This is a genomic window from Arthrobacter humicola, assembly GCF_022803015.1.
GTDB classification, from domain to species: domain Bacteria; phylum Actinomycetota; class Actinomycetes; order Actinomycetales; family Micrococcaceae; genus Arthrobacter; species Arthrobacter humicola_A.
This window is the reverse complement of the sequence record NZ_JAFKON010000003.1, coordinates 41,342-59,264: the sequence shown is the minus strand read 5'-3', so window position 1 is coordinate 59,264 and position 17,923 is coordinate 41,342. Positions and strand designations below refer to the sequence as shown.

General features: G+C 61.4%; 20 protein-coding genes and 2 pseudogenes. 15 read left to right on the top strand and 7 right to left on the bottom strand.

Annotated features, from left to right (window positions below; all coding sequences use genetic code 11):
• Nucleotides 1-4: 4 nt before the first annotated feature.
• On the bottom strand, nucleotides 5-547 hold the full coding sequence (locus ARTB_RS07850; RefSeq protein ID WP_243178529.1) for a 2,4'-dihydroxyacetophenone dioxygenase family protein: 543 nt from the start codon (nucleotides 545-547) through the stop codon (nucleotides 5-7).
• Nucleotides 548-575: 28 nt separating this feature from the next.
• Between ARTB_RS07850 and ARTB_RS07845 the strand changes: the two genes are divergently transcribed.
• The gene (locus ARTB_RS07845) at nucleotides 576-734 is read left to right on the top strand and encodes a hypothetical protein (protein ID WP_243178522.1); all 159 of its coding nucleotides are present in this window, start codon (nucleotides 576-578) and stop codon (nucleotides 732-734) included.
• On the opposite strand, the gene ARTB_RS07840 is transcribed toward ARTB_RS07845, so the two are convergent.
• Nucleotides 731-1,663: a LacI family DNA-binding transcriptional regulator gene (locus tag ARTB_RS07840; protein ID WP_243179580.1), complete on the bottom strand. Its 933-nt coding sequence runs from the start codon at nucleotides 1,661-1,663 to the stop codon at nucleotides 731-733. The genes ARTB_RS07845 and ARTB_RS07840 overlap by 4 nt on opposite strands.
• A 724-nt stretch (nucleotides 1,664-2,387) precedes the next feature.
• Nucleotides 2,388-3,314: an alpha/beta hydrolase gene (locus ARTB_RS07835; RefSeq protein WP_243178519.1), complete on the bottom strand. Its 927-nt coding sequence runs from the start codon at nucleotides 3,312-3,314 to the stop codon at nucleotides 2,388-2,390.
• Between the two features lie 86 nt (nucleotides 3,315-3,400).
• Between ARTB_RS07835 and ARTB_RS07830 the strand changes: the two genes are divergently transcribed.
• On the top strand, nucleotides 3,401-3,739 hold the full coding sequence (locus ARTB_RS07830; protein WP_186329212.1) for an ArsR/SmtB family transcription factor: 339 nt from the start codon (nucleotides 3,401-3,403) through the stop codon (nucleotides 3,737-3,739).
• A 47-nt stretch (nucleotides 3,740-3,786) separates the two neighbouring features.
• Nucleotides 3,787-4,116, top strand: a complete 330-nt coding sequence (locus tag ARTB_RS07825; RefSeq protein ID WP_243178518.1) for a hypothetical protein — start codon at nucleotides 3,787-3,789, stop codon at nucleotides 4,114-4,116.
• Nucleotides 4,117-4,198: 82 nt separating this feature from the next.
• Here the strand turns inward: ARTB_RS07825 and ARTB_RS07820 are convergent, their stop codons facing one another.
• Nucleotides 4,199-4,465: a hypothetical protein gene (locus tag ARTB_RS07820; RefSeq protein WP_243178516.1), complete on the bottom strand. Its 267-nt coding sequence runs from the start codon at nucleotides 4,463-4,465 to the stop codon at nucleotides 4,199-4,201.
• A 1,669-nt stretch (nucleotides 4,466-6,134) separates the two neighbouring features.
• Between ARTB_RS07820 and ARTB_RS07815 the strand changes: the two genes are divergently transcribed.
• Both ARTB_RS07815 and ARTB_RS07810 read left to right on the top strand, forming a co-directional pair.
• Nucleotides 6,135-6,524, top strand: coding sequence for a hypothetical protein (locus tag ARTB_RS07815; RefSeq protein ID WP_243178515.1), 390 nt, complete (start codon nucleotides 6,135-6,137; stop codon nucleotides 6,522-6,524).
• A 191-nt stretch (nucleotides 6,525-6,715) separates the two neighbouring features.
• Nucleotides 6,716-7,060, top strand: a complete 345-nt coding sequence (locus ARTB_RS07810) for a hypothetical protein (RefSeq protein ID WP_243178513.1) — start codon at nucleotides 6,716-6,718, stop codon at nucleotides 7,058-7,060.
• Nucleotides 7,061-7,366: 306 nt separating this feature from the next.
• Here the strand turns inward: ARTB_RS07810 and ARTB_RS07805 are convergent, their stop codons facing one another.
• Together ARTB_RS07805 and ARTB_RS07800 are read right to left on the bottom strand one after the other, a co-directional pair.
• Nucleotides 7,367-7,750 (bottom strand): hypothetical protein, encoded by a 384-nt coding sequence (locus ARTB_RS07805; protein WP_243178511.1) that lies wholly within the window; start codon nucleotides 7,748-7,750, stop codon nucleotides 7,367-7,369.
• A 198-nt stretch (nucleotides 7,751-7,948) separates the two neighbouring features.
• Nucleotides 7,949-8,227 (bottom strand): hypothetical protein, encoded by a 279-nt coding sequence (locus ARTB_RS07800; RefSeq protein ID WP_243178510.1) that lies wholly within the window; start codon nucleotides 8,225-8,227, stop codon nucleotides 7,949-7,951.
• Between the two features lie 1,723 nt (nucleotides 8,228-9,950).
• On the opposite strand from ARTB_RS07800, the gene ARTB_RS07795 reads away from it, so the two are divergent.
• From ARTB_RS07795 to ARTB_RS07750, 9 genes and pseudogenes are all read left to right on the top strand, one after another.
• Nucleotides 9,951-10,499: a hypothetical protein gene (locus ARTB_RS07795; RefSeq protein WP_243178508.1), complete on the top strand. Its 549-nt coding sequence runs from the start codon at nucleotides 9,951-9,953 to the stop codon at nucleotides 10,497-10,499.
• Nucleotides 10,500-11,035: 536 nt separating this feature from the next.
• On the top strand, nucleotides 11,036-11,455 hold the full coding sequence (locus tag ARTB_RS07790) for an FAD-dependent oxidoreductase (RefSeq protein ID WP_243178507.1): 420 nt from the start codon (nucleotides 11,036-11,038) through the stop codon (nucleotides 11,453-11,455).
• Nucleotides 11,425-11,985, top strand: coding sequence for a LysR family substrate-binding domain-containing protein (locus ARTB_RS07785; RefSeq protein WP_243179579.1), 561 nt, complete (start codon nucleotides 11,425-11,427; stop codon nucleotides 11,983-11,985). The genes ARTB_RS07790 and ARTB_RS07785 overlap by 31 nt, the downstream gene beginning before the upstream one ends.
• Nucleotides 11,986-12,408: 423 nt before the next feature.
• A complete protein-coding gene (locus ARTB_RS07780) occupies nucleotides 12,409-12,816 on the top strand; it encodes a YybH family protein (protein WP_216699090.1) in 408 nt (135 codons plus the stop codon).
• A gap of 178 nt (nucleotides 12,817-12,994) precedes the next feature.
• Nucleotides 12,995-13,154: pseudogene (locus ARTB_RS07775) on the top strand (ParB/RepB/Spo0J family partition protein); the annotation flags it as partial.
• A gap of 323 nt (nucleotides 13,155-13,477) precedes the next feature.
• Nucleotides 13,478-13,984 (top strand): MepB family protein, encoded by a 507-nt coding sequence (locus ARTB_RS07765; RefSeq protein ID WP_243178506.1) that lies wholly within the window; start codon nucleotides 13,478-13,480, stop codon nucleotides 13,982-13,984.
• Nucleotides 13,985-14,062: 78 nt separating this feature from the next.
• Nucleotides 14,063-14,431 carry a VOC family protein gene (locus tag ARTB_RS07760; RefSeq protein ID WP_090582409.1) on the top strand — a complete coding sequence of 123 codons (369 nt, stop codon included), beginning with the start codon at nucleotides 14,063-14,065 and terminating at the stop codon, nucleotides 14,429-14,431.
• Nucleotides 14,432-14,551: 120 nt separating this feature from the next.
• Nucleotides 14,552-15,190: a DinB family protein gene (locus ARTB_RS07755; RefSeq protein WP_243178505.1), complete on the top strand. Its 639-nt coding sequence runs from the start codon at nucleotides 14,552-14,554 to the stop codon at nucleotides 15,188-15,190.
• 278 nt (nucleotides 15,191-15,468) lie between these two features.
• Nucleotides 15,469-15,850, top strand: a pseudogene (locus tag ARTB_RS07750) (recombinase family protein); the annotation flags it as partial.
• Nucleotides 15,851-16,047: 197 nt separating this feature from the next.
• On the opposite strand, the gene ARTB_RS07745 reads toward ARTB_RS07750, so the two are convergent.
• Nucleotides 16,048-16,239, bottom strand: coding sequence for a hypothetical protein (locus ARTB_RS07745; protein ID WP_243178504.1), 192 nt, complete (start codon nucleotides 16,237-16,239; stop codon nucleotides 16,048-16,050).
• Nucleotides 16,240-16,585: 346 nt separating this feature from the next.
• Here ARTB_RS07745 and ARTB_RS07740 point away from each other — a divergent pair, with 346 nt between their 5' ends.
• Nucleotides 16,586-17,866 (top strand): ABC transporter substrate-binding protein, encoded by a 1,281-nt coding sequence (locus ARTB_RS07740; protein ID WP_243178502.1) that lies wholly within the window; start codon nucleotides 16,586-16,588, stop codon nucleotides 17,864-17,866.
• Nucleotides 17,867-17,923 lie beyond the last annotated feature (57 nt).

Here is a 17,923-nt window from a genome sequence, read left to right as displayed (position 1 = left end):
CCTCTTAGCGGATGAATTGATCGACGTAGTCGGCGCCAAGGCCTACTGCTTCGTAATGTGCCCTCGCCAGGGCAATCTTGGTGAAGACATCCTCAATGCCCGTCGGGTTGCCGTCGGGATCCACGTAGATGTAGGTGCCGGTGACGTGGAACAGCGTGGCCATTTCCTCCACCCCGTCAGGGACGACGAGCGTGTGGATATCGCCCGGTGTTTCGAAGGCGTACGTGCCTTCTTCGGCCCACCACTCGTGCTCCAGGTAGTGCCAGCGGCCCTTAAGGGTGACCGCGTGAACCGGCCCGGCGTGCCTGTGCCGGGAAAGGATCCCGGATTTGCGCACGCGCAGGATGTTCACGAAATATCCCTGGCTCGCCGACAGAATCAGCGGGCGGAAGGACACGTCCTTGGACTGGGGCACCCACAGGCGCTCGTCCGCGTCCAGGTCGAGAGCGCCGGGCACGATGACGTCATCGATGATGCCATAGGGCTGCTCGCCGCGGTAAGGAACGGCAGCCTCATCCATGGTTGCTTCAGCAGCATTCGCAGTCATTCTTCTCCTTCGAAGTTTAGGAACCGATGTGGATGTCACATCACTTGCGGAACTGAATCGATTAAGTTTGAACGTGGCCAAAACCAAGGTTCCTGAATCGATTAAGTTAAGTATTCATGCCGTCGGTCCGGTGCGCAAGAGCTTTGGAGGATTTTTTGTTGTCAGGGTCACATTCGGGGCGGCTTAGCCCGTTGTCTCCCTGACTTGAAGGACGTGGGGGAGCACTATGCGCTCGCGGGGCCCGTCATATCCCTGGATTCTGCGGAGCAGCAGTTCGAAGCCGCGCCGTCCCATCATTTCGCGGGGAACCGTCACTGTGGTCAGCTGCAGCGGGCCGGCGCTGGAGAAGCTCATGTCGTCGAATCCGGCGACCGCCAAATCCTCCGGCACCCGGAGCCCCCGTTCCCGGCAGACGTCGAGGACGCCCACCGCGATCATGTCGTTGCCGCACAACACGGCCTCAACCTGCTGCCCGGCGCTCAAGAGCGTCCGGGCCCGGGCGGCCCCGGATTCCCGGGTCAGCGCACCCCAGAGCCCGTCCTCGTTCACAACGGTCGCGCCCTCCATTGCCAGGCCTTCCCGGAAGCCCCGCTCACGGTCTCGGGAAACACTGGACGCGCCGGCGCCGCCGAGCACCGCGACCCTTTTTCGACCTGTCCCCGCCACATGTTGTGCCAGCTCCCGGGCCGCAGCCAGATTGTCGACTACCACCGAATCGGCAGCAGCTCCCTCGAGCACTCGGTGCAACTGTACGAAGGGAACACCGCGTCGGGTGAGGCTTTCAAGCAAGTCGCGGTCCTGATCGGCTACAGAAGTGAAGAGCAGGCCGGCCGAATTCCGGTCAAGCTGTGCCATTGCCGCTTCGGTCTGTCGCTCCCCATTAATGCCGACGTTGGAGACGAATACCTCGAAGCCCTCCAGGGTGGCCGCGGCGATCACTCCGCTGGCAAGATCAGGGTAAAACGGGTTTGCTATGTCGGCGAAAAGCAGGCCGACGGCATCTGTCCGCCCGCGGCGCAATTGCTGGGCTACCTTGTTGGGGCGGTACCCCAGATCTTCCGCAGCAGTGAGGACACGATCACGTAAATCCTCACTAACCCCGGGCCGCCCGCTCATTGCATAGGACACTGCCGCGGATGAAACACCCACCCGCTGTGCAACGTCGCGGATGGTGACTCGCACGCTCTTATCTGGGCCTGAACGCTCTTCCGTCACCATAAACGACAGCTTATCCGTTTAAGAAGATTCGAGCGTCGCGATTTCTCCTTCGGCCGCGCTTAGCCATTTAGCCGTCTCTCATGAGGTGCGCGCCGATGCGGCTTTCCTCTCCACGGAAGCCGGCCACCTGCTAGCCCGTTGCCGAGTTTAGGACTCCGCGTACAGCAACTCGTCGGCTGCCATCTCATCAAAGAATCCCCCTGCGGCAAGCCCTGGGCGCGGACCTCCTGGGCGACCGGTGGGCCCACAAACTCAGCCGCACCCTGGCGGCGGCGAGCACTCACTCGAGGAAGACGGCGGACTCTCGTGTCGCTGGCGGACGTGTTTCGTTTAATCCAAAGGACCCCTCTGCCGGCTCGCGAAGTGGGGCTGGAGGTAACCGCTAGGACTTACTTTCGGGCTTCCTCCGACCCTCCGGATGGAAGCAGCAGGGGCTGGAAGGCCAGTAGTTGGTCGATCTTGGAGGCGTGGACATCGTGCTGCTATCCATTCCTGCATGGGCAGGTGGGGCCCGTCGTCGCTCACGACGTCGAACACGTCAGCCCGACCCATTATTGGATCGGGCTGACGATCTGGGGTTGCTCATCTTGCAGGGCGCCTCAACGGCGCCCGGTTGATGTCCCTACCGGGCGGGCAGCGCCTCGAGCAGGAACCGGGCCGCGTCGTCGAGGGCCTTGCGCCCCTCGGGGAGCCGGTCTTGGTGCATGTGCCAGACGTGGAACATCTCGGGCCAGACGTCCAGGCTCACTCGCACGCGATTCTCGGCCAGGTGCCCGGCGAGCCGGACTGCGTCGCTGAGCATGAGTTCGTTCTCCCCGATTGTGACCAGGATCGGGGGCAGTCCGCGGACGTCGGCGAAGACCGGGGATGCGTCCGGGTCATTCGGCAGTGCCCCGCCTAGGAAGCTGCGTGCCAGCAGGTCCAGGACGGCCTTGCTGTTCAGCGGGTCGAGGCCTTCCCGGTTGGTCATCGACGCGCCTGTGTGCTCCAGGTTCGCCCAGGGTGACAGGGCAACCCCGGCTGCCGGCAGCGGCAACCCCAGATTGCGAGCCTTGATCATCACCGTGACTGTCATGGCGCCGCCGGCCGAATCACCTGCGACCATCAGACGCTTCGGGTCCTGACCCTGCTCCAGCAGCCAACGGTATGCGTCGACGGTGTCGTTGATCGGCGTGGGGAAGGGGTGTTCCGGAGCCAGCCGGTAGTGCGGCAGGAACACCCGGGCGTTTAGTCGGACTGCAAAGTTTCCGGCGAGGCCGTGGTAGCCCGCCGGGCTGCCGACGATGTAAGCACCGCCGTGGATGTAGAAAAGGGCCCGGTTGTCCTCCACGGTCTCGGGCGTCACCACGATCCCTGGGATCCCTCCCATGTCCACCTCTTCGATGGTGACCCCTTCCGGGGTGGGATGGGCGGCCAGCATCTCGTCGTATGCGGTGCGCAGTTCATCGAGGGTCGTGTCCGACGGTTCTCCGCGGAGCAGTGGGGGAAGGGCGGCCAGGCTGGAGCTCCAGTTGTGAACAGCGGTGGAAACTTCTGTGGTGATAGGCATGTTCGTTCCTTTCGAGGGGGTTGGTTTAAGTTTTAGCACGTTCATCGGTAAATTGCGATATGACGATTTTGAGGTAGCCTTATGGAGTGCCTACAGATGAGAACCCCGGAACCCAGCTCCAGCAGGATGAGCTGCTTGCAGCACTGCGCGCGCTCTCCAACCCACACCGCCTGGCGATCCTGCAGTGGCTCCGCGACCCCGTGAAGAATTTCGAAGAACAGAAAGTCGACGCCACACGCTACGGGGTGTGCGTCTCAAGCATCAGGAAGCGTTGCGAGGTCTCCCAGTCCACCGCCTCGCAGTTCATGGCTACCCTCGCAGACGCCGACCTCGTGCAGACCACCCGCATTGGACAGTGGACGTACTTCGCCCGCAACGAGGCGGCCATCGACCGGTTCCGGTCCTCCGTGGCCACGTCCCTCTAAGCCTTCCCAACCTCCTGTCGCGGGAAAAGTGAGTGAAGGCAATAAGCTTGCCCGGCATCCCAGCCCAGGAATCCGGCATCGCGTCAGCGCAACTGAACTCCGCCCAGCAGATCGGCGTCGCCCTTGGCGTTGCAGTGCTCACCACAATCTCCGTAAGCATCACCGAATACAGGCTCCCCGACGCACTGACAGCGCTGTACACCTCACGCGCCTCTAGAGACGCTGCAGCAAACGCAACAGCCAGCGCTGCACTCACGAGTGGCTACACGACGGCGCTTTTCATCGCGGCCATCCTTCTCGCGGCATCGACGCTTATCACCGCGCTGATCATCAACGCCGGCCGCCAAAAGGAAACCACCCAAGCGGCCACTCCCTAGGCAAGCCCTAAAAACAAACAGCCAGCTACGCAAGCCTCCACCGGCGGGATGCGCAAGGAATAGGGCACGGCAGGGATCGGTGTCACAAACGATCGATTACTGAGACCGTCGGGCGGTTTTCAGGGCGGGTCAGGACTGTCGAGGTAATGAGACGCGGCAAATTGTCCTCGCGGGAACGTTGCGGGTCTCCTTCCGCCGACGTAGCCTCGGCCTGGTGAACGGCGAAGGAAAGCGAAGAGAAACAGGGGCGCGGCTTTCCTGCCGATCGGATCGTTTTCGTTGCCGTTGCGATCGCAATGATATTTCTGGGAACCACGGCCTGGATGGCGTTCTTCACGATGGGCATCACGTTCCTCATCCTCGGGATGCAGAAGCCCGCAGACAACGATGAGCGTCCACCCAGCGAGTCTTCACGAGGCTGACCGCGACCGCATCATCGCGCTGAATACTTTTGTGTCCCTGTTTCTGGGGAAGGGACGGGGTCAGGCGGCCCGTGAACGCCGCCTCGGACCGCAGGCTCCCGGCACATAAGAAAGCCCCTCGACGGAGGGGCTTTCGCGGATGAAGCAGTGGGTTGGTGGTGTTGGTCAGCGGTGATGTGCGCCCCCTTCCCGGACTTCGTGTCCGTCTGACTGCATTCGATACCGAAAGACTTTAATAGCTGATCCGCGGATCATCCAGCCGCAATGCGGCGTGTCATCCCGCACACGGGATCGCCGCCCAGCTTCGGTGCCCCCGGGCAGGAACCATGCGCACCGGTGGATCCGCAGCGGCCAGTGCCTGCCCAACGGTTCTTCGGGCGACCCGGTACTCCCGGACAAGGCAGCGGATGGATAAGCCCTTAACCCTGGCATCCCGGCGGATCCTCGAGAATAGCTCCACTCTCGACTCCATCACTGCCTTCCACCGTTGGGAAAAACTCTGATGGAACCAACCGTGGGGCGGGCGCAACTCAAACTGCGATTCATCAACGGGCGAGCCGCGAAGTGGGCCCAACTCAGACTGCAGAACCGGTCCCCACTCAAACTGCCATAATCAGCGCCGTCAAGGCAGCCCGGCTGTGGCCGACCCGGGAAAAGAGAGGGTGTGCACAATGTGCACACCCTGGGCTTCGGATCGGGTCGTACCGGTTCCGGACTGGGCCGGATTGGCGATGTTTGCGGGGGAGTGGCGGAAATTCAAGGGCTGGAACCCGGTTCGAGTCCCACCTCGGGCACGTGTTTTCCCTGTTCAGGGGCTTGTGGTCCTCTGAATGTGTACAAATCTCCTTTTATGGGCCCCTGCGGGGGCCCATTTTTGTTGTTGGCTGTTGCTTTCTGGCGGCTCCTCTCTTGGCTTGGACAGCGGTGTTGCTGCTCACTCCTGCATGGCCGGGAGCGCCTGGAACTGCATGACCTGGGATCAGATCCTTAGGGTTATCCCTGTTGGCAGCCGGAACCCCTGGCAAACTGTCGCTGTCCTCGATGATGTTCTCCAGCATCGGGCAGGACTGGACGAACCGATCGGGTTTGGTGACGGCCGGGGTGCCGCCTGCACAGCCGCCTGGGCTTAGTTCAGTCTCAGCCGATCCTTGTTCCTGCCGGTCAGGCCGTGGTCACCATTGATCAGCTCCTTGGGGGACGCCCAGGCCTAAGCGCCTTGCGCGGCGCTGCCAGGTCCTGGTCGTTGGTGCAGACCCGGACGCAGCCATGATCTGTGCGGGCGGTGCAACCGTCGCGATTGTTCAACCTGAGCGGCACAGTTTTGCAGGCGGGGTATACGCGAATCCAGGATTCCACTAGCTGTATCGGATTTCTCGCAGCGCCAGTGCGGGCAGATGGTGTCGCGGTGGGGGACCGGCTTACGGGACGGGCCGGAAGAGGCGCCCGTAGTGCGTCGATGGATCCGCGCCCCTCCTGTTCTTGGGATTGCATCGTCCACCCGACGTAAGAATGTATTCGACCGCCGGCGATTATCAACTGCCGAAAAATTAGCCCACGTAGGCTATGCATTAGGAAAACAAAAAATGGGGGAACAACATGAATCAGCCGATAGACGCGGACGAGAAGGAACGGATCGCTTCTTGGAACAAACGGTGCGCGAAAGTCTGGTTCAAGTACCTTGCTTTCGTCGTTCTAACCTTTGCTCTTCTGCTAGCGCCCTTCATCCAGGTTTTCCACTACTTCCTGGACGTGACCGTCCCCTTGGTTTCAGGTGAACTGATTTATGGGCAGCCCGGCTACCAGGAATACCAGACCGCGAAGGACTGGTATCTAATTATCCTGGCCGTCCTGCTTGTCCTCTTCAGCGTCGTCTACTACCTCGGCCATCGTTGGTACAAGAGGGCAATTCGCGCTCTTGGCACACCACCGAGCGGAATGTTCAACCGATGGAATCGCTGGGTAGTGGGCTCAGCGCAAGAATCCTAAAAAGCGCAAAGCCGGCGGTACGGAAGTTTGTTCAAGAAATCCTTCGTCAGACGACAAAGCGTCCTATGGGCCACAAGCTTACGGGCATCAGTGAGGGCGGACTGAGGCAACCGCACATGACGTTGCGACGAACATCGCCGGGCGGACGGAGGGCGGGTCCGGTGAAAGAAGCCCGTCGGTAGGATCGACCTATGACCCGTAAGCCCTGGATGACTCTTAGTCCGCCTGCCCATATAGTCGAGCGTTTCTTCGCAAAGCACGGACGGGCTGGCTTGGTGCTACCTGACGGTTGGTACGGGAGGCCTTTCGATTCCCTCTTCGCTCTCACCTCCGCCGTGGATCTTCCGGATGGGCTCAAAATCGAGATTGAAGGTGGAAGGGAACTGATTTGTGAAGGCAACGTGACCATCGTCAAGACGGAGTTCGAGGAATATCCGGCTTTGAGGATTGAGGGGTTCAAGTCGGGGAACCCCCACGATGGCGTCGTAGATCGGCAGAACTATGGCGAGTCAGGTGCGGTCGTCTTAGTTTCCTAGGTGGGGCAGTCACCTCTGGCGCTTGGCGGGGCAGATCAACACCCTCAGCTCGAAGGGCGCGGGTTTCAGTGACTGCGCCCCGGATCAGAGGAGCGAAGATGGCCACCAGGACGGCGGTATATGTAATGGACCGCCACGGCTGGGCTATGTCGGCTGCGTCTAGGGTGGCCTGCAGGACACCGCTCAAGATGATGAGCCATAGCAGCGCCCACACGACCAGCCGTCGCCGTTTCGGCGGCATGCCGTCCAGGGAGTCGGACGGCCACGATTGCCACGGGTACCCTTTGCCGTCTCTGTTGCCTGACGTCACGACATCTGGGAGGCGACGAGTGTCGAACTCACGACGAACCCGATGCCGATGAACGCGAACATGGCGCCGAAGATCCGGATGAACGTCGGGTTGGCGAAGAACGATTTGGAGTAGTCGACCCCCATCGGCTTGTGGTCCTTGATCATCGAGGCATAGGCGCGCGTCGAGCCGCGAAGGTCCGCCGCCAGCATCACACCAAGGACGATGGCGGTGAGACCTAGCGCGGTCAGGCTCCACGGCATCACTGGGTTTTGCTTGCCCTCGGTGAATATTGCCGAAGCCGGCACGGACACGAAGACGACCGCGAAAGCGATCAGGTAGGCGACAAGGCCGCCCTTCACCGGCTGCCGTAATTTCATCATCGAACGCCAGGGCTTCATTGGTCCCCAATTCGGTAGTTTGGCTATTGCCGTCACCCTAGCCCGTCCGGGCGCCTTGGAGCCCCAGGAAAATGGCGGTCGGTGAGCCATTATCTGCGCACGACTTCGGGCGTGTCTTACGACGTGAACGGGTCGTTTGCCACCAGCCGCCGCGGAGCTTGGCCTTCATGGTCGCGGCGGTAGCGACGGAACCGCCTGCTATCTGTTGCTGAAGAACATCACCATGACGATGATGCCGCCGACAATGTCCAGAACACCCAGGATTTTTCCGGCTGTGGCCTTAACCCCGGCGGCTTCGGCTCGGCCGGCCATAATGAACGCCACGACGCCCGCCACGATGCCGAACAGGAACAGACCGATCACCCCGATGATGATGGAATTGCGGCGGTACTTCCGTCCCTCGTGGAAGGCGACTGCTCCCGACTCCGTCGGGCCATCCACTGACATCGTTCCGTGCAGGTCGTTGGACTCGCTCATGTATTCCCCCAATTTTCTAGGCCATCGTCGGCGTAATCGAGAGGCTACTACCTGTAGGGCAGCTGGCATAGAGCAGGAAGGAAAGGACTTTTGCCCCTACGGGGGCGACCCCGGTCTTTACGCAAACTGTCATGCCCGATCACGAAAATGACAAGCATGCTTCTCTAGTCATTGGACAAAGGCGGTGTCTAAAGTGAGCGTCATCACTCAGTTCCAAGTCTGGAGACACGATGTTTGTTGGGGAGGGCGGCCCTTGCCGCAACATTCAAATCGATCTGCCGGTGGCGATAGGCCGCCGGCTTTATTGTTGCGGGGCGCCACCCCTCTGCCTGGGCATCGGGCTACTGGCCGTCTCATAAATTATGAGCGGTGAAAAGAGAGACAAGCCAGCAGAGAAGCGATTCTTTCCCAGTGTCGGAGGGTCGTCGCCGGACTCCTCCCAGGGGTTTTCGCACTGTTCACAGATGTATCCCAACCATTTGGATTGCCTTCAAGGTGATCCTGGTGGCAGCGGCGCTGGGGTTTGCCGCTGCAAACCTGATCGGGTTGGCTGTCGTCAAACATCGTCGCTCTACTAAGGATGGAGAGCGAGGGATTACCTAGCGAGTGTCGTCGCACTCCCCGGGCCCTGTTGGGGCGGCCGGGGGACCCCGGACCGATACGCGGTCCGGGGTCCCCCTAAGGAGCCAGACCGTGGAAGTGCCTGAAAGAAGGCAAGGGACAGAGAAGTCCCCGGAAGGAGCAAGATTGAGCGTCCACTGGCGGGTGCCCAGGGCAATCGCCTGCCTAAGCGGCGGAGCGGCTTTCGTGGCATTCTCGGCGGGGTGGTGAGGGAATGATCTATTGGCCACTGATTCCTCTTACCGCAGGTCTAATTCTGCTCGGCGCCTGCGCTCTCTACGTGAGGTCAAAGCGACCCGATGGTTCTGGAAGCCACCCGAGGAGATGACTTATGGCCACCGCATTTCTTTACCTGGGCATTGCAGCTGCGATAGCTGCCATTGGCGTGCTGGGGGTTGGCCTCCGCCAGATGGTCCGGGAGCGGAGGACCACTTACCCGCGGGCAGTATTCACTATTCCTCCTGCTCTGCCTGGCTGGCGTAGGCTGCTTTTTCCTTTACGCAGGGCTGGTGTAACTACCCGCTAGAAGACCACAGACCGGACGTCGGTCCGGGGTTTGTACGAGAAGAAAGTTAGGAGGTGACGTCATGGGGCGAGCGGTCACAGCGATTGCCCGGGCGTCGTGGTGGCAAGTCGGCTTTCTCATCGCCCTCGCCATAGTGAGTCTGTTGGATCTGACCTTGCCACGCGTGGTAGGCGGCATCGTGTTGCTGGCCTTGGCCCTGGTGATCGCCGTGTGCAAGCTCTTTGTGCGGCGTGAGGGGCGAGGAGCCTCTGTCGAGGTTGATGCCACAAACCGAAGACCAAGGAAACCGACAGATGGTTAGGCCATATATCCCGCTCGCCGCCGGACTAATCATCTTCTGGGGTTGCTTCTTCTACGTGAGATCTAAACGACCTCCGCGGGGAAACCTTTCCCGGGCCGGGGCCTCGTCTTGGCCCTCCTAATGGTTGCGATCGGCTTGATGCTCTATGCATTGACCGGATTTCTGACAGCGTCAACGGGTTGATCCGAATCTTATCCAGGACAGTCGGTGCCGCACCGCCCACGGCTAGTGCCAGCAGTGGGGCAACGCACGATCGTAGAGGAGTAGAAGCGGAGATGGCTGTTGAGATGCTGAAGCCCTCACCCCGGGGCAGGTGGGAAAAGGCCGCTGTCACCTCACAGTTCTGGCTGCTCTTCGTCGCGACTATGGCCTCAAGCGTCGTCCGCGATGACCTGGGCTTCTGGGGATCCACTGCATTGACTGTTGTCATCATGGGCCTCGGATCGTTCCTGCTGGTCTACAAGGCAGTTCCCGAACGGAAAGAGCGGCTGGCTCGCGACGCCGAGCGCGGCGTCATCGAATGCGCACTCCGGTATGCGGACTCGCATCCCGATTCCCTCCGCGGCCGGTGGTTGCCGGGTTTCGCCGAAATCGGAACCGGCACGTTCAAGTTCCAGCCCGACTACATCGACAAGGGTGAGCCCGAAGGCAAGATCACTGTGTTCTCGGACGTCGGGCGCCAGGGCCAGATCGAGCCGCCCCCGAAGCGGCCTCGCGAGCTGAAGAAGAACTGGGGGATCGTGGCCCTCGCAACTGATAGAGGTCAGCTCCACTTCGCCACCGGGGAGCCTGGCTTGACGCTCATCGAAGCGCGACTGGGGTAATCATGGGAAAGAGATAGTCGACGGGCGGCCTCTAATCGTGCCATTTCGTATCCGTCAGTTCCGCGACCAACAGATCGGACCCTTCAATGACAGCCTTGCTAGCCAGAGTTCGTCTGCGGAAAGCAACCCTGATCGCTCTCATCGTGACCGTTGTTGCTTTCGCCGCGGCACTCATTCTCAGGGGCTTAGACAACGGCTCGTCCCCGCTGTTGACGATCACTTATGAATTGCTTCGAGCTGTCGCCGGGATGGGTACAGCCCTTTTGCTGGTCTTCGTTCCCCTGTACACGTGGCAGGAAAATCGGAAGGCACGACGTGCCGCCAAACGTCATGAGTGACGAGAGGCCAAGCTCCATCCGTAAAGGCCCATTCCTGTCTGAGCAGTGCCACAGGTGCCCGGCGCCTCGTTAGTTCCAGGTCTTGCGTTTCCCGGCGTGTAACCGGCAAACATCAAGATGAGGGGATATGTCCTTCACCATGAGGGAAATCAGATGTTCTGCGGTGCGGCGTGCCCGGTATAGGCGCTTCAAGCCGACATGGCCGATCTGCCGACACCACCCCCGGCGGCCGAGGGCAATGACCGCCTGCGCCGCGAGGGCCGCATCGTAATCGTGGGCGCGTCGCTGGCCGGGCTGAAGGCTGCAGAGCAGTTGCGCGCCGAGGGGTTCGCCGGCTCGCTGACCATGATCGGTGACGAGCCGGAGGCGCTCTATGACCGGCCCCCGCTCTCCAAGCAGGTGCAGACCGGCTGGGCGAGCTCAGCCGACACTACCTTGCCGCGGCGGCGTGAAGTCGGCGCCGAGTGGAAGCTGGGCGTGGCCGCCTCCGGGCTGGACTTGAAACACAACGTGGTGACCCTGTCCTTGTCCGCTGCCTTCAGCTTCGACAGCCACGACCGCCTCGAATGGTTTGAAAGCTCGCGCATATCCGTCCACGGCACTGTCGGAATGAGGTAGACGTCAAACCTGCGGCAGCAAGGGAAGGAGTCCAAAAACTTCTTGAGGGCGAGTTTGACGCTGTTTTCATTCACGCCGTGCCACCCTCCGACGAACGGCTCGGTGTGCTGACCCTGGAAACCGGGCCGATGGGGGTTGCCCTTCCATCCGGCAGCCGGCTGGCAAAGCTGGCAGCAATCAGTCCCCTGGATCTGAATGGCCAGGCTCTGATCTGGTTACAGCGCGACGGCGACCCGGATGTTCGCGAGCGGGTACTGGGTTTGCTGGTGGATGAAGGGATGATTCTGGGCCCGCACCGCTGGTCGCCGAGCATAGCCACCACCATGAGCCTGGTGGCTGCCGGCCTTGGCGTGTCGTTCAAAACGCCGCATCAGGTGGTACCAGGTGATCCTCCCGGCGTCGTGTGGCGCCCGTTTGTTGGGGTGTCTCTCCCCATGCCGACCGTACTGGTCTGGCTCCGGAACGGCGCCTCGCCATTGACCACCCAGTTGGTCGCTCACGCCCGGTGGTACGTCGCGAAAAAATTGTAAGGCGTCGGTGCGGTAGGCCCGCTGGTTGCCCCCAGCAGCGAGACGTAAACGGATCCTAATGTTCAGCCAGTCAACAATGCCGGTCCAACGTTTCCTGCGTCCCCATGGGGCGAATCTAGGCGCCTTTGCCATCAATGGACACGAAATCACGCATCTTGGCTGCATACGGCTGCGGTGAAGGAGGTTGCTTGTGTCAGGCATTTGTGGGCTGGCGTGGTCGTTGTGCGGAGTTGTCGCTAGCTTCGTAGGCGCGGCCTGTGCCAGCGCTTCTGCATTCCTGATCGGTCTCGGCGCCAGGAAATCGTTTGTAGACATCATTCGTGAACGGTGCCACGATGGCCGAATACAGGGCCCGGCGCGCCGGGCCGCGCCGGCGCAGAAGCGAGGCTGGAGGAACCAATGTCGGGGTCCGATCTAGATCGTGTGGTTGAGCAGTACCACCGAGCGCTCGATGCGTTCGTCAGGGGAGACCCGGAGCTGCAGAAGAAGCTGTTTTCGAGGCGGGACGACGTCTCACTGGCCAATCCGCTCGGCCTGCCGGCTCGGGGCTGGAGTGCAGTTGAGCAGACGATGGAGCGGGCGGTTTCTCAACTGAGGGAGGGCGAGCCCATCAACTTCGAGCGAATCTCGGGGTACGTCGGGACGGAACTCGCATACACTGTCGAAATTGAACGTGCCCGGGCCAAGGTTGGCGGATCCGATGAAGTATCCCCGATTTCTCTTCGCGTGACGACGATTTTCCGCCTGGAGGACGGACAGTGGAAAGTTCTCCATCGTCACGCAGATCCGATCACTTCCCCGCGGCCAATCGAGTCCATCGTCCAGGTTTAGGTCCGGGATCCGTGCCGCACCGGACAGGTCCGGTCGGCGTCCCGCCACTCGTGTTCCACGTCTAAGGAACTGGGACGGATCCGCTCTGCTGCGTCCGCGGCCCGGAGGGAATCATCGTCATGGTCGCAGAGCGGATCAGCCGAACCTCCAGCCGGCCGAGGTTGAAAAGTGCAGAGAAGCTACTGTGGTCCGCCGTGAATTCGTGAAGTCGCTGCTGGCGAAGAAGCAGCCGCCCAAGGGCTGGCAGCACTTCACCGTCCACGCCATCACCCATCACCCCGAAACGGCCAGCGGGTACGAGGGAACCGTCGCCGCCGAGATGGCCGGAGCCAAGACGGGGGGAGAGCCCGGACCCGGATGGCCCACGACCCGGAACACGGGACTACGTCACCAAACGCACCCAAGAAGGCCGCAGCTACCGCGAAATCCGCAGATCCCTCAAGCGCTACATCGCCCGAACGCTCTACCGCCACCTCAACGCCCTTTACGCCACCGCGGAACCGGCCCGATCCCAGGTTGCCGGGGCAGACCCTTACCCGGAATAGGAGCACCGGTTGAGCATGCCGGGCTTCGGTTTGATTACGGTTCAGGTGGTGTCCGGTTAAGGATCGTCAACCGGACAGGTTTCAGGCCCGGATTCTTGAGCGATTACAGTTTGAGAGTGAATTTCCACGCATTCAAACGCTTCATCGATCTTGCGTCTGCTCCTGCCGATGCACAGCCTGTCATCCAGGTTGAAGAACAGAACAGCGACTACGAATCTGGGGTTGCACGCATCGGGAAGGAGCAGTGGCGAATCCGCACCGCCCGGATCACACCGACGAAGCCGGGCGCCTTCGTCGCGGTCTGGAAGCGCGACGAAGGCGGATCGACCAGGCCCTTCACGGCTGACGAGTCGATGTCTGGACTGCTCGTCTTCGCAGAGGAGCAGGAACGGTTCGGGGTCTTCCAATTCACCACGGAGCACCTGATCTCGCTCGGATGCGTCAGCTCCGAGCTGCATCCTGGCAAGCGCGGTTTCCGCGTCTATCCCGCATGGTGCACCGACCTGAATCCTCAAGCGTCACGCACTCAGCGCGCGCAGGGGGCTGCGTTCTCCGAGCTTTCTCCGAGTAACGCGTCGCGGACCGTAACTGAAAACGATCGTGCCCTTCAACGGCGCCCGTAAGCCGGTGGTTCAGCGGACGCCCTGGTGACCGCAGGGATTCTTCACCGGGCAGGGGCCCGGCTCAGTAGAGTGGAACGCATGAGTCTTGAATGGGAACAAGTAATTGTCGATTCGGCACGACCGGCCGAGCTTGGACTTTGGTGGGCCAAAGCTTTGGGTTGGGTCGTGACTTTGGAAGCTGACGATGAGTTCGAAATTCGTTCTGCACCGGACCGGTTGCCAGGGTTGGTCTTCGTGCCGGTGGCAGATTCGAAGGTAACAAAGAATCGTCTTCACCTCGATTTTCGGCCGGACGATCCAGCGGCCGAGGTCGAGCGGATGGTCGCTCTGGGTGCCCGCAGGGTCGATGTTGGTCAAGGCGAGCGGCCGTGGACTGTACTTGAGGATCCAGAAGGCAACGAGTTCTGCGTTCTGGGAGCCCGAAAGAAGGCCAGTACCGACAGTTGAAAGTTCGGACAGACCACGGGCGAACGTCAGCGGATCCCTTGGCGGGCACTTGGTCGTGGCCAGCCAGCGGATGCTCCGAAGTACGAACATCGACCGCGCGTAGGCGCCTAACGGCATTTCGTGGAGTATAGGCTACATGCCATGATGACCAACGAGCGCCTCAAGCCACTGCTCGAGCAGTACGACTGGGCGACGGAACGACTTCTCACTCGCCTCGCCGGGCCCACCAGCAACTCGGGTGATGACAGCGATGTCGACGTACCGGTACTGACGGACGCCGAGTACCTCTGGGAACCGGTCGACGCGTGCTGGTCTGTACGGAGGCGCGCCGATGGGCCCGGACCGGGCGCCATCAAGCTCATCGGCGCGGGTGAGTGGGGGCGAGACGGCGCCCCCGAAAGTCCGTGGCCTCCGCCCCTCACGACGATCGCCTGGCGGCTTGACCACATCTCCGAAACGCTGTTGGGCCGATCCAACCACCTCGGGGGCGACCGAACGTTCGATCGAGCGACGTACGAATCACGACCAGATGCAGCCGGCGCTATCGAGAGGTTCCGTCAGGCCGCAGCCGACTGGCGCCGGGTACTACTCAGTGTCGATGAGTCCGACTATGACCGGACCGGGCTAAGCAGCTACCCGTACGGCAGCGATGCCGAGGAGACGTTTCCGTCGATCGTGTGGTGGGAGAACCAGGAGATCCTGCACCACGGAGCCGAGATCGCGCTGCTCCGCGACCTCTACGTTCACCACGCTCAGTAGCGACGAGCGCGCATCGCGGACAGCTCAGCTGGCGGAGTCTCTACGAAGTCGGCAATTCCATGAATGTGTCCCGAGTCATAGAGAATTTAACGTCATCTCGTGCACGAGATGATAAAGAGGATTACGTCTGCATCGGTGCATAGTGCCCGCAAGCCGGTCGATCACCGTGCCCAGGAAACGTGCCGCACGTCCCTTGCAGTTACTGGCCTAGGCCATGTACGTAAGACCCGCACGATCAAATGCACGGTGACGGGGGGATTGCTGCAACCCTGTTCCTCATGACTGGAATGAAGATCGGTTATGCCAGAGTCTCGACAAACGACCAAGACCTAACCGGCCAACGAAACGCTCTCCTTGCCCTTGGTGTTGAAGAGAAGCAGATCTTCGTCGATCACGGACTGACGGGATCTAACCGGGTTCGCCCTGGACTCCGTGAAGCGATGGCGGCATGCCGAGCCGGCGATACGCTGGTGGTGACCAAGCTGGACCGTTTGGCGCGTTCCCTTTCCGATGCCCGGGGTATAGCTGACGAGCTGACGGCCAAAGGGGTAGTCCTCAGTCTCGGCGGCAGCACCCACGATCCGACTGACCCCGTAGGCCGGCTGCTGTTCAACGTCCTGAATGGTGGCCGAGTTTGAGGCAGATCTGATCCGGGCGCGTAGATGACGGCGCCGGGCTTGGATGCCTGACTGGTCTGCTGGCTCTTGATGTCAGCGATGATGCTGTTGATGATGAGCCCGATGTCGTTGTACGGGGTAGCCGGGGGATTCCCTGGCACGCTCCAGGTGGTGACGTCGTAGACGGTGGTCAAAGCTGGTTCTCCTCACATCGTTGGGGGACTGAACGTTTGGGTGCTTCTAGAGGACACCGATCAGGTGACGGTGCCCCAACGGCCGCTGGCCGGCGTCAGGCGTTGCGGCCATCTGTGTGGGTGCTGCGGTGGCGGGGCTGCCGGTGGATGCCATGGCGAAGGCGGTGCCTGCTACTGCTACGGACACCGTGAAGGCCCGCAGCACGCTCCTGCGGCTGACGTCCGGGATGGGTTTCATCTGTTCTCCTTTGAATTGGTGACGAGAGGACCCTAGGGTCCCCAACCGGGCGTGCGAAGGTTGGAAAAGGGCCCGAACGCCAGGGTGGTCTTCGGGGCGCACAATATGCGGCATTTTGCCAAAATCTGCCAAAACGATTTGCCCATCGGCTGTGGGCTACGGTATGGCGGCTGCCATAGCGTCGTCAAGGGTCCGCAGGATTTCGATGTGATGCTTGACACGCATCCGTCGCCGCCCCTAATGTGATGCCAAGTCGATTTGGCAAAACGGTTTTTCACTGAGACTTGAAGTTTCCCAGCTCCACCCCAACCGTAGATTCCGTTCAAAAGAAAGGGAGTCGACAGCGATGTCCTCTCGAATCACGATTTCCCGGATCGCCGCCCTTGGCGGGCTGTCCACCGCGGTGCTCCTGGCAGCAACCGCCTGCGGGGCGGGGGGCCCGGCTGCGACGTCGGGTAGCGCCGCGAGCACCGTCAACGTCCTCGTCGAGGCCGGTGGCCACGCCGAACTGACAGGCGTCGCCGAACAGTGCACGAAAGATACAGGCATCAACGTCAACTTCGTCGAACTTCCTTACGACGGCATGTTCAACAGGCTCTCCAGCGAGTTCTCCTCCGGCAACGTCTCCTTCGACGTCGCCGCGCTGGACTCCGTCTGGCTTCCCAGCTTCAAGGACGCCGTCCAGCCCATCGACGAGCTCTTCACCGACGAGGCGAAGAAGGACATCTTCCCCGCGCTCGTGAAGGAAGCGAACGTGGACGGGCACTTTATCGGCATGCCGGCCTGGACCAACTCCGAAATCATCCTGTACCGCAAGGACCTCTTCGAGGACGCCAAGAACAAGACCGACTTCAAGGCCAAGTTCGGTTACGACCTCGCCGCTCCGACTACGTGGAAGCAATACCAGGACATCTCCGAATTCTTCACCAAGGACGGCATGTACGGCACAGACGTGAAGGGCGGCGTCGAAACCGAATGGCTGGCCCATGTCCTCCAGGCCGGTTCCCCGATGGTCCTCGATGCGAACAACAACGTTGTGATCGACAACGCCGCGCACAAGGACGCGCTCGACTTCTACACCAGCCTGGTCAAGTCCGCCCCTCCCGGCGCCGCTCAGGTCGACTGGGCAGCAGCGCAGAACCTGTTCAACCAGGGCAAGACCGCGATGACCCGGTTCTGGGCCCACGCCTACCGCCAGATCCCCAAGGATTCCCCGGTCGCGGGCAAGGTCGGCGCCGCTCCGATGATCGGCGGCTCCGCCGGTGTTGCCGGTGTTCCCGGCCCCTGGTACCTCTCTGTGCCCAAGGCAACCAAGAACAGCGACGCTGCCAAGAAGTTCGTCAAGTGCGCCTATGACCATAACGACCTGGGCATCGAATCCAGCCTCGGCCTGGCCTCCCGCATCTCGGCCTTCGAGAAGTACCAGGACAAGCCCGGCTACGAGAGCTTCAAGCCGCTTATCGAGACCCTCAAGGGCCAGGCAACGGCCACGCGCCCTGCCACTGCCAAATGGCAGCAGATAGTGGACACCGTCTTGGTTCCCATGCTGCAAAAGGCCGTAGCCGGCGGCGACTCCGCAACTCTCCTGGCCGACGCGAAAAAGCAGATCCAGGACCTCCTCAAGTAAGACTCCGCGGCCGGCACCGAAACACTAGTGCCGGCCGCGGCCCCAACCATCGGAAGA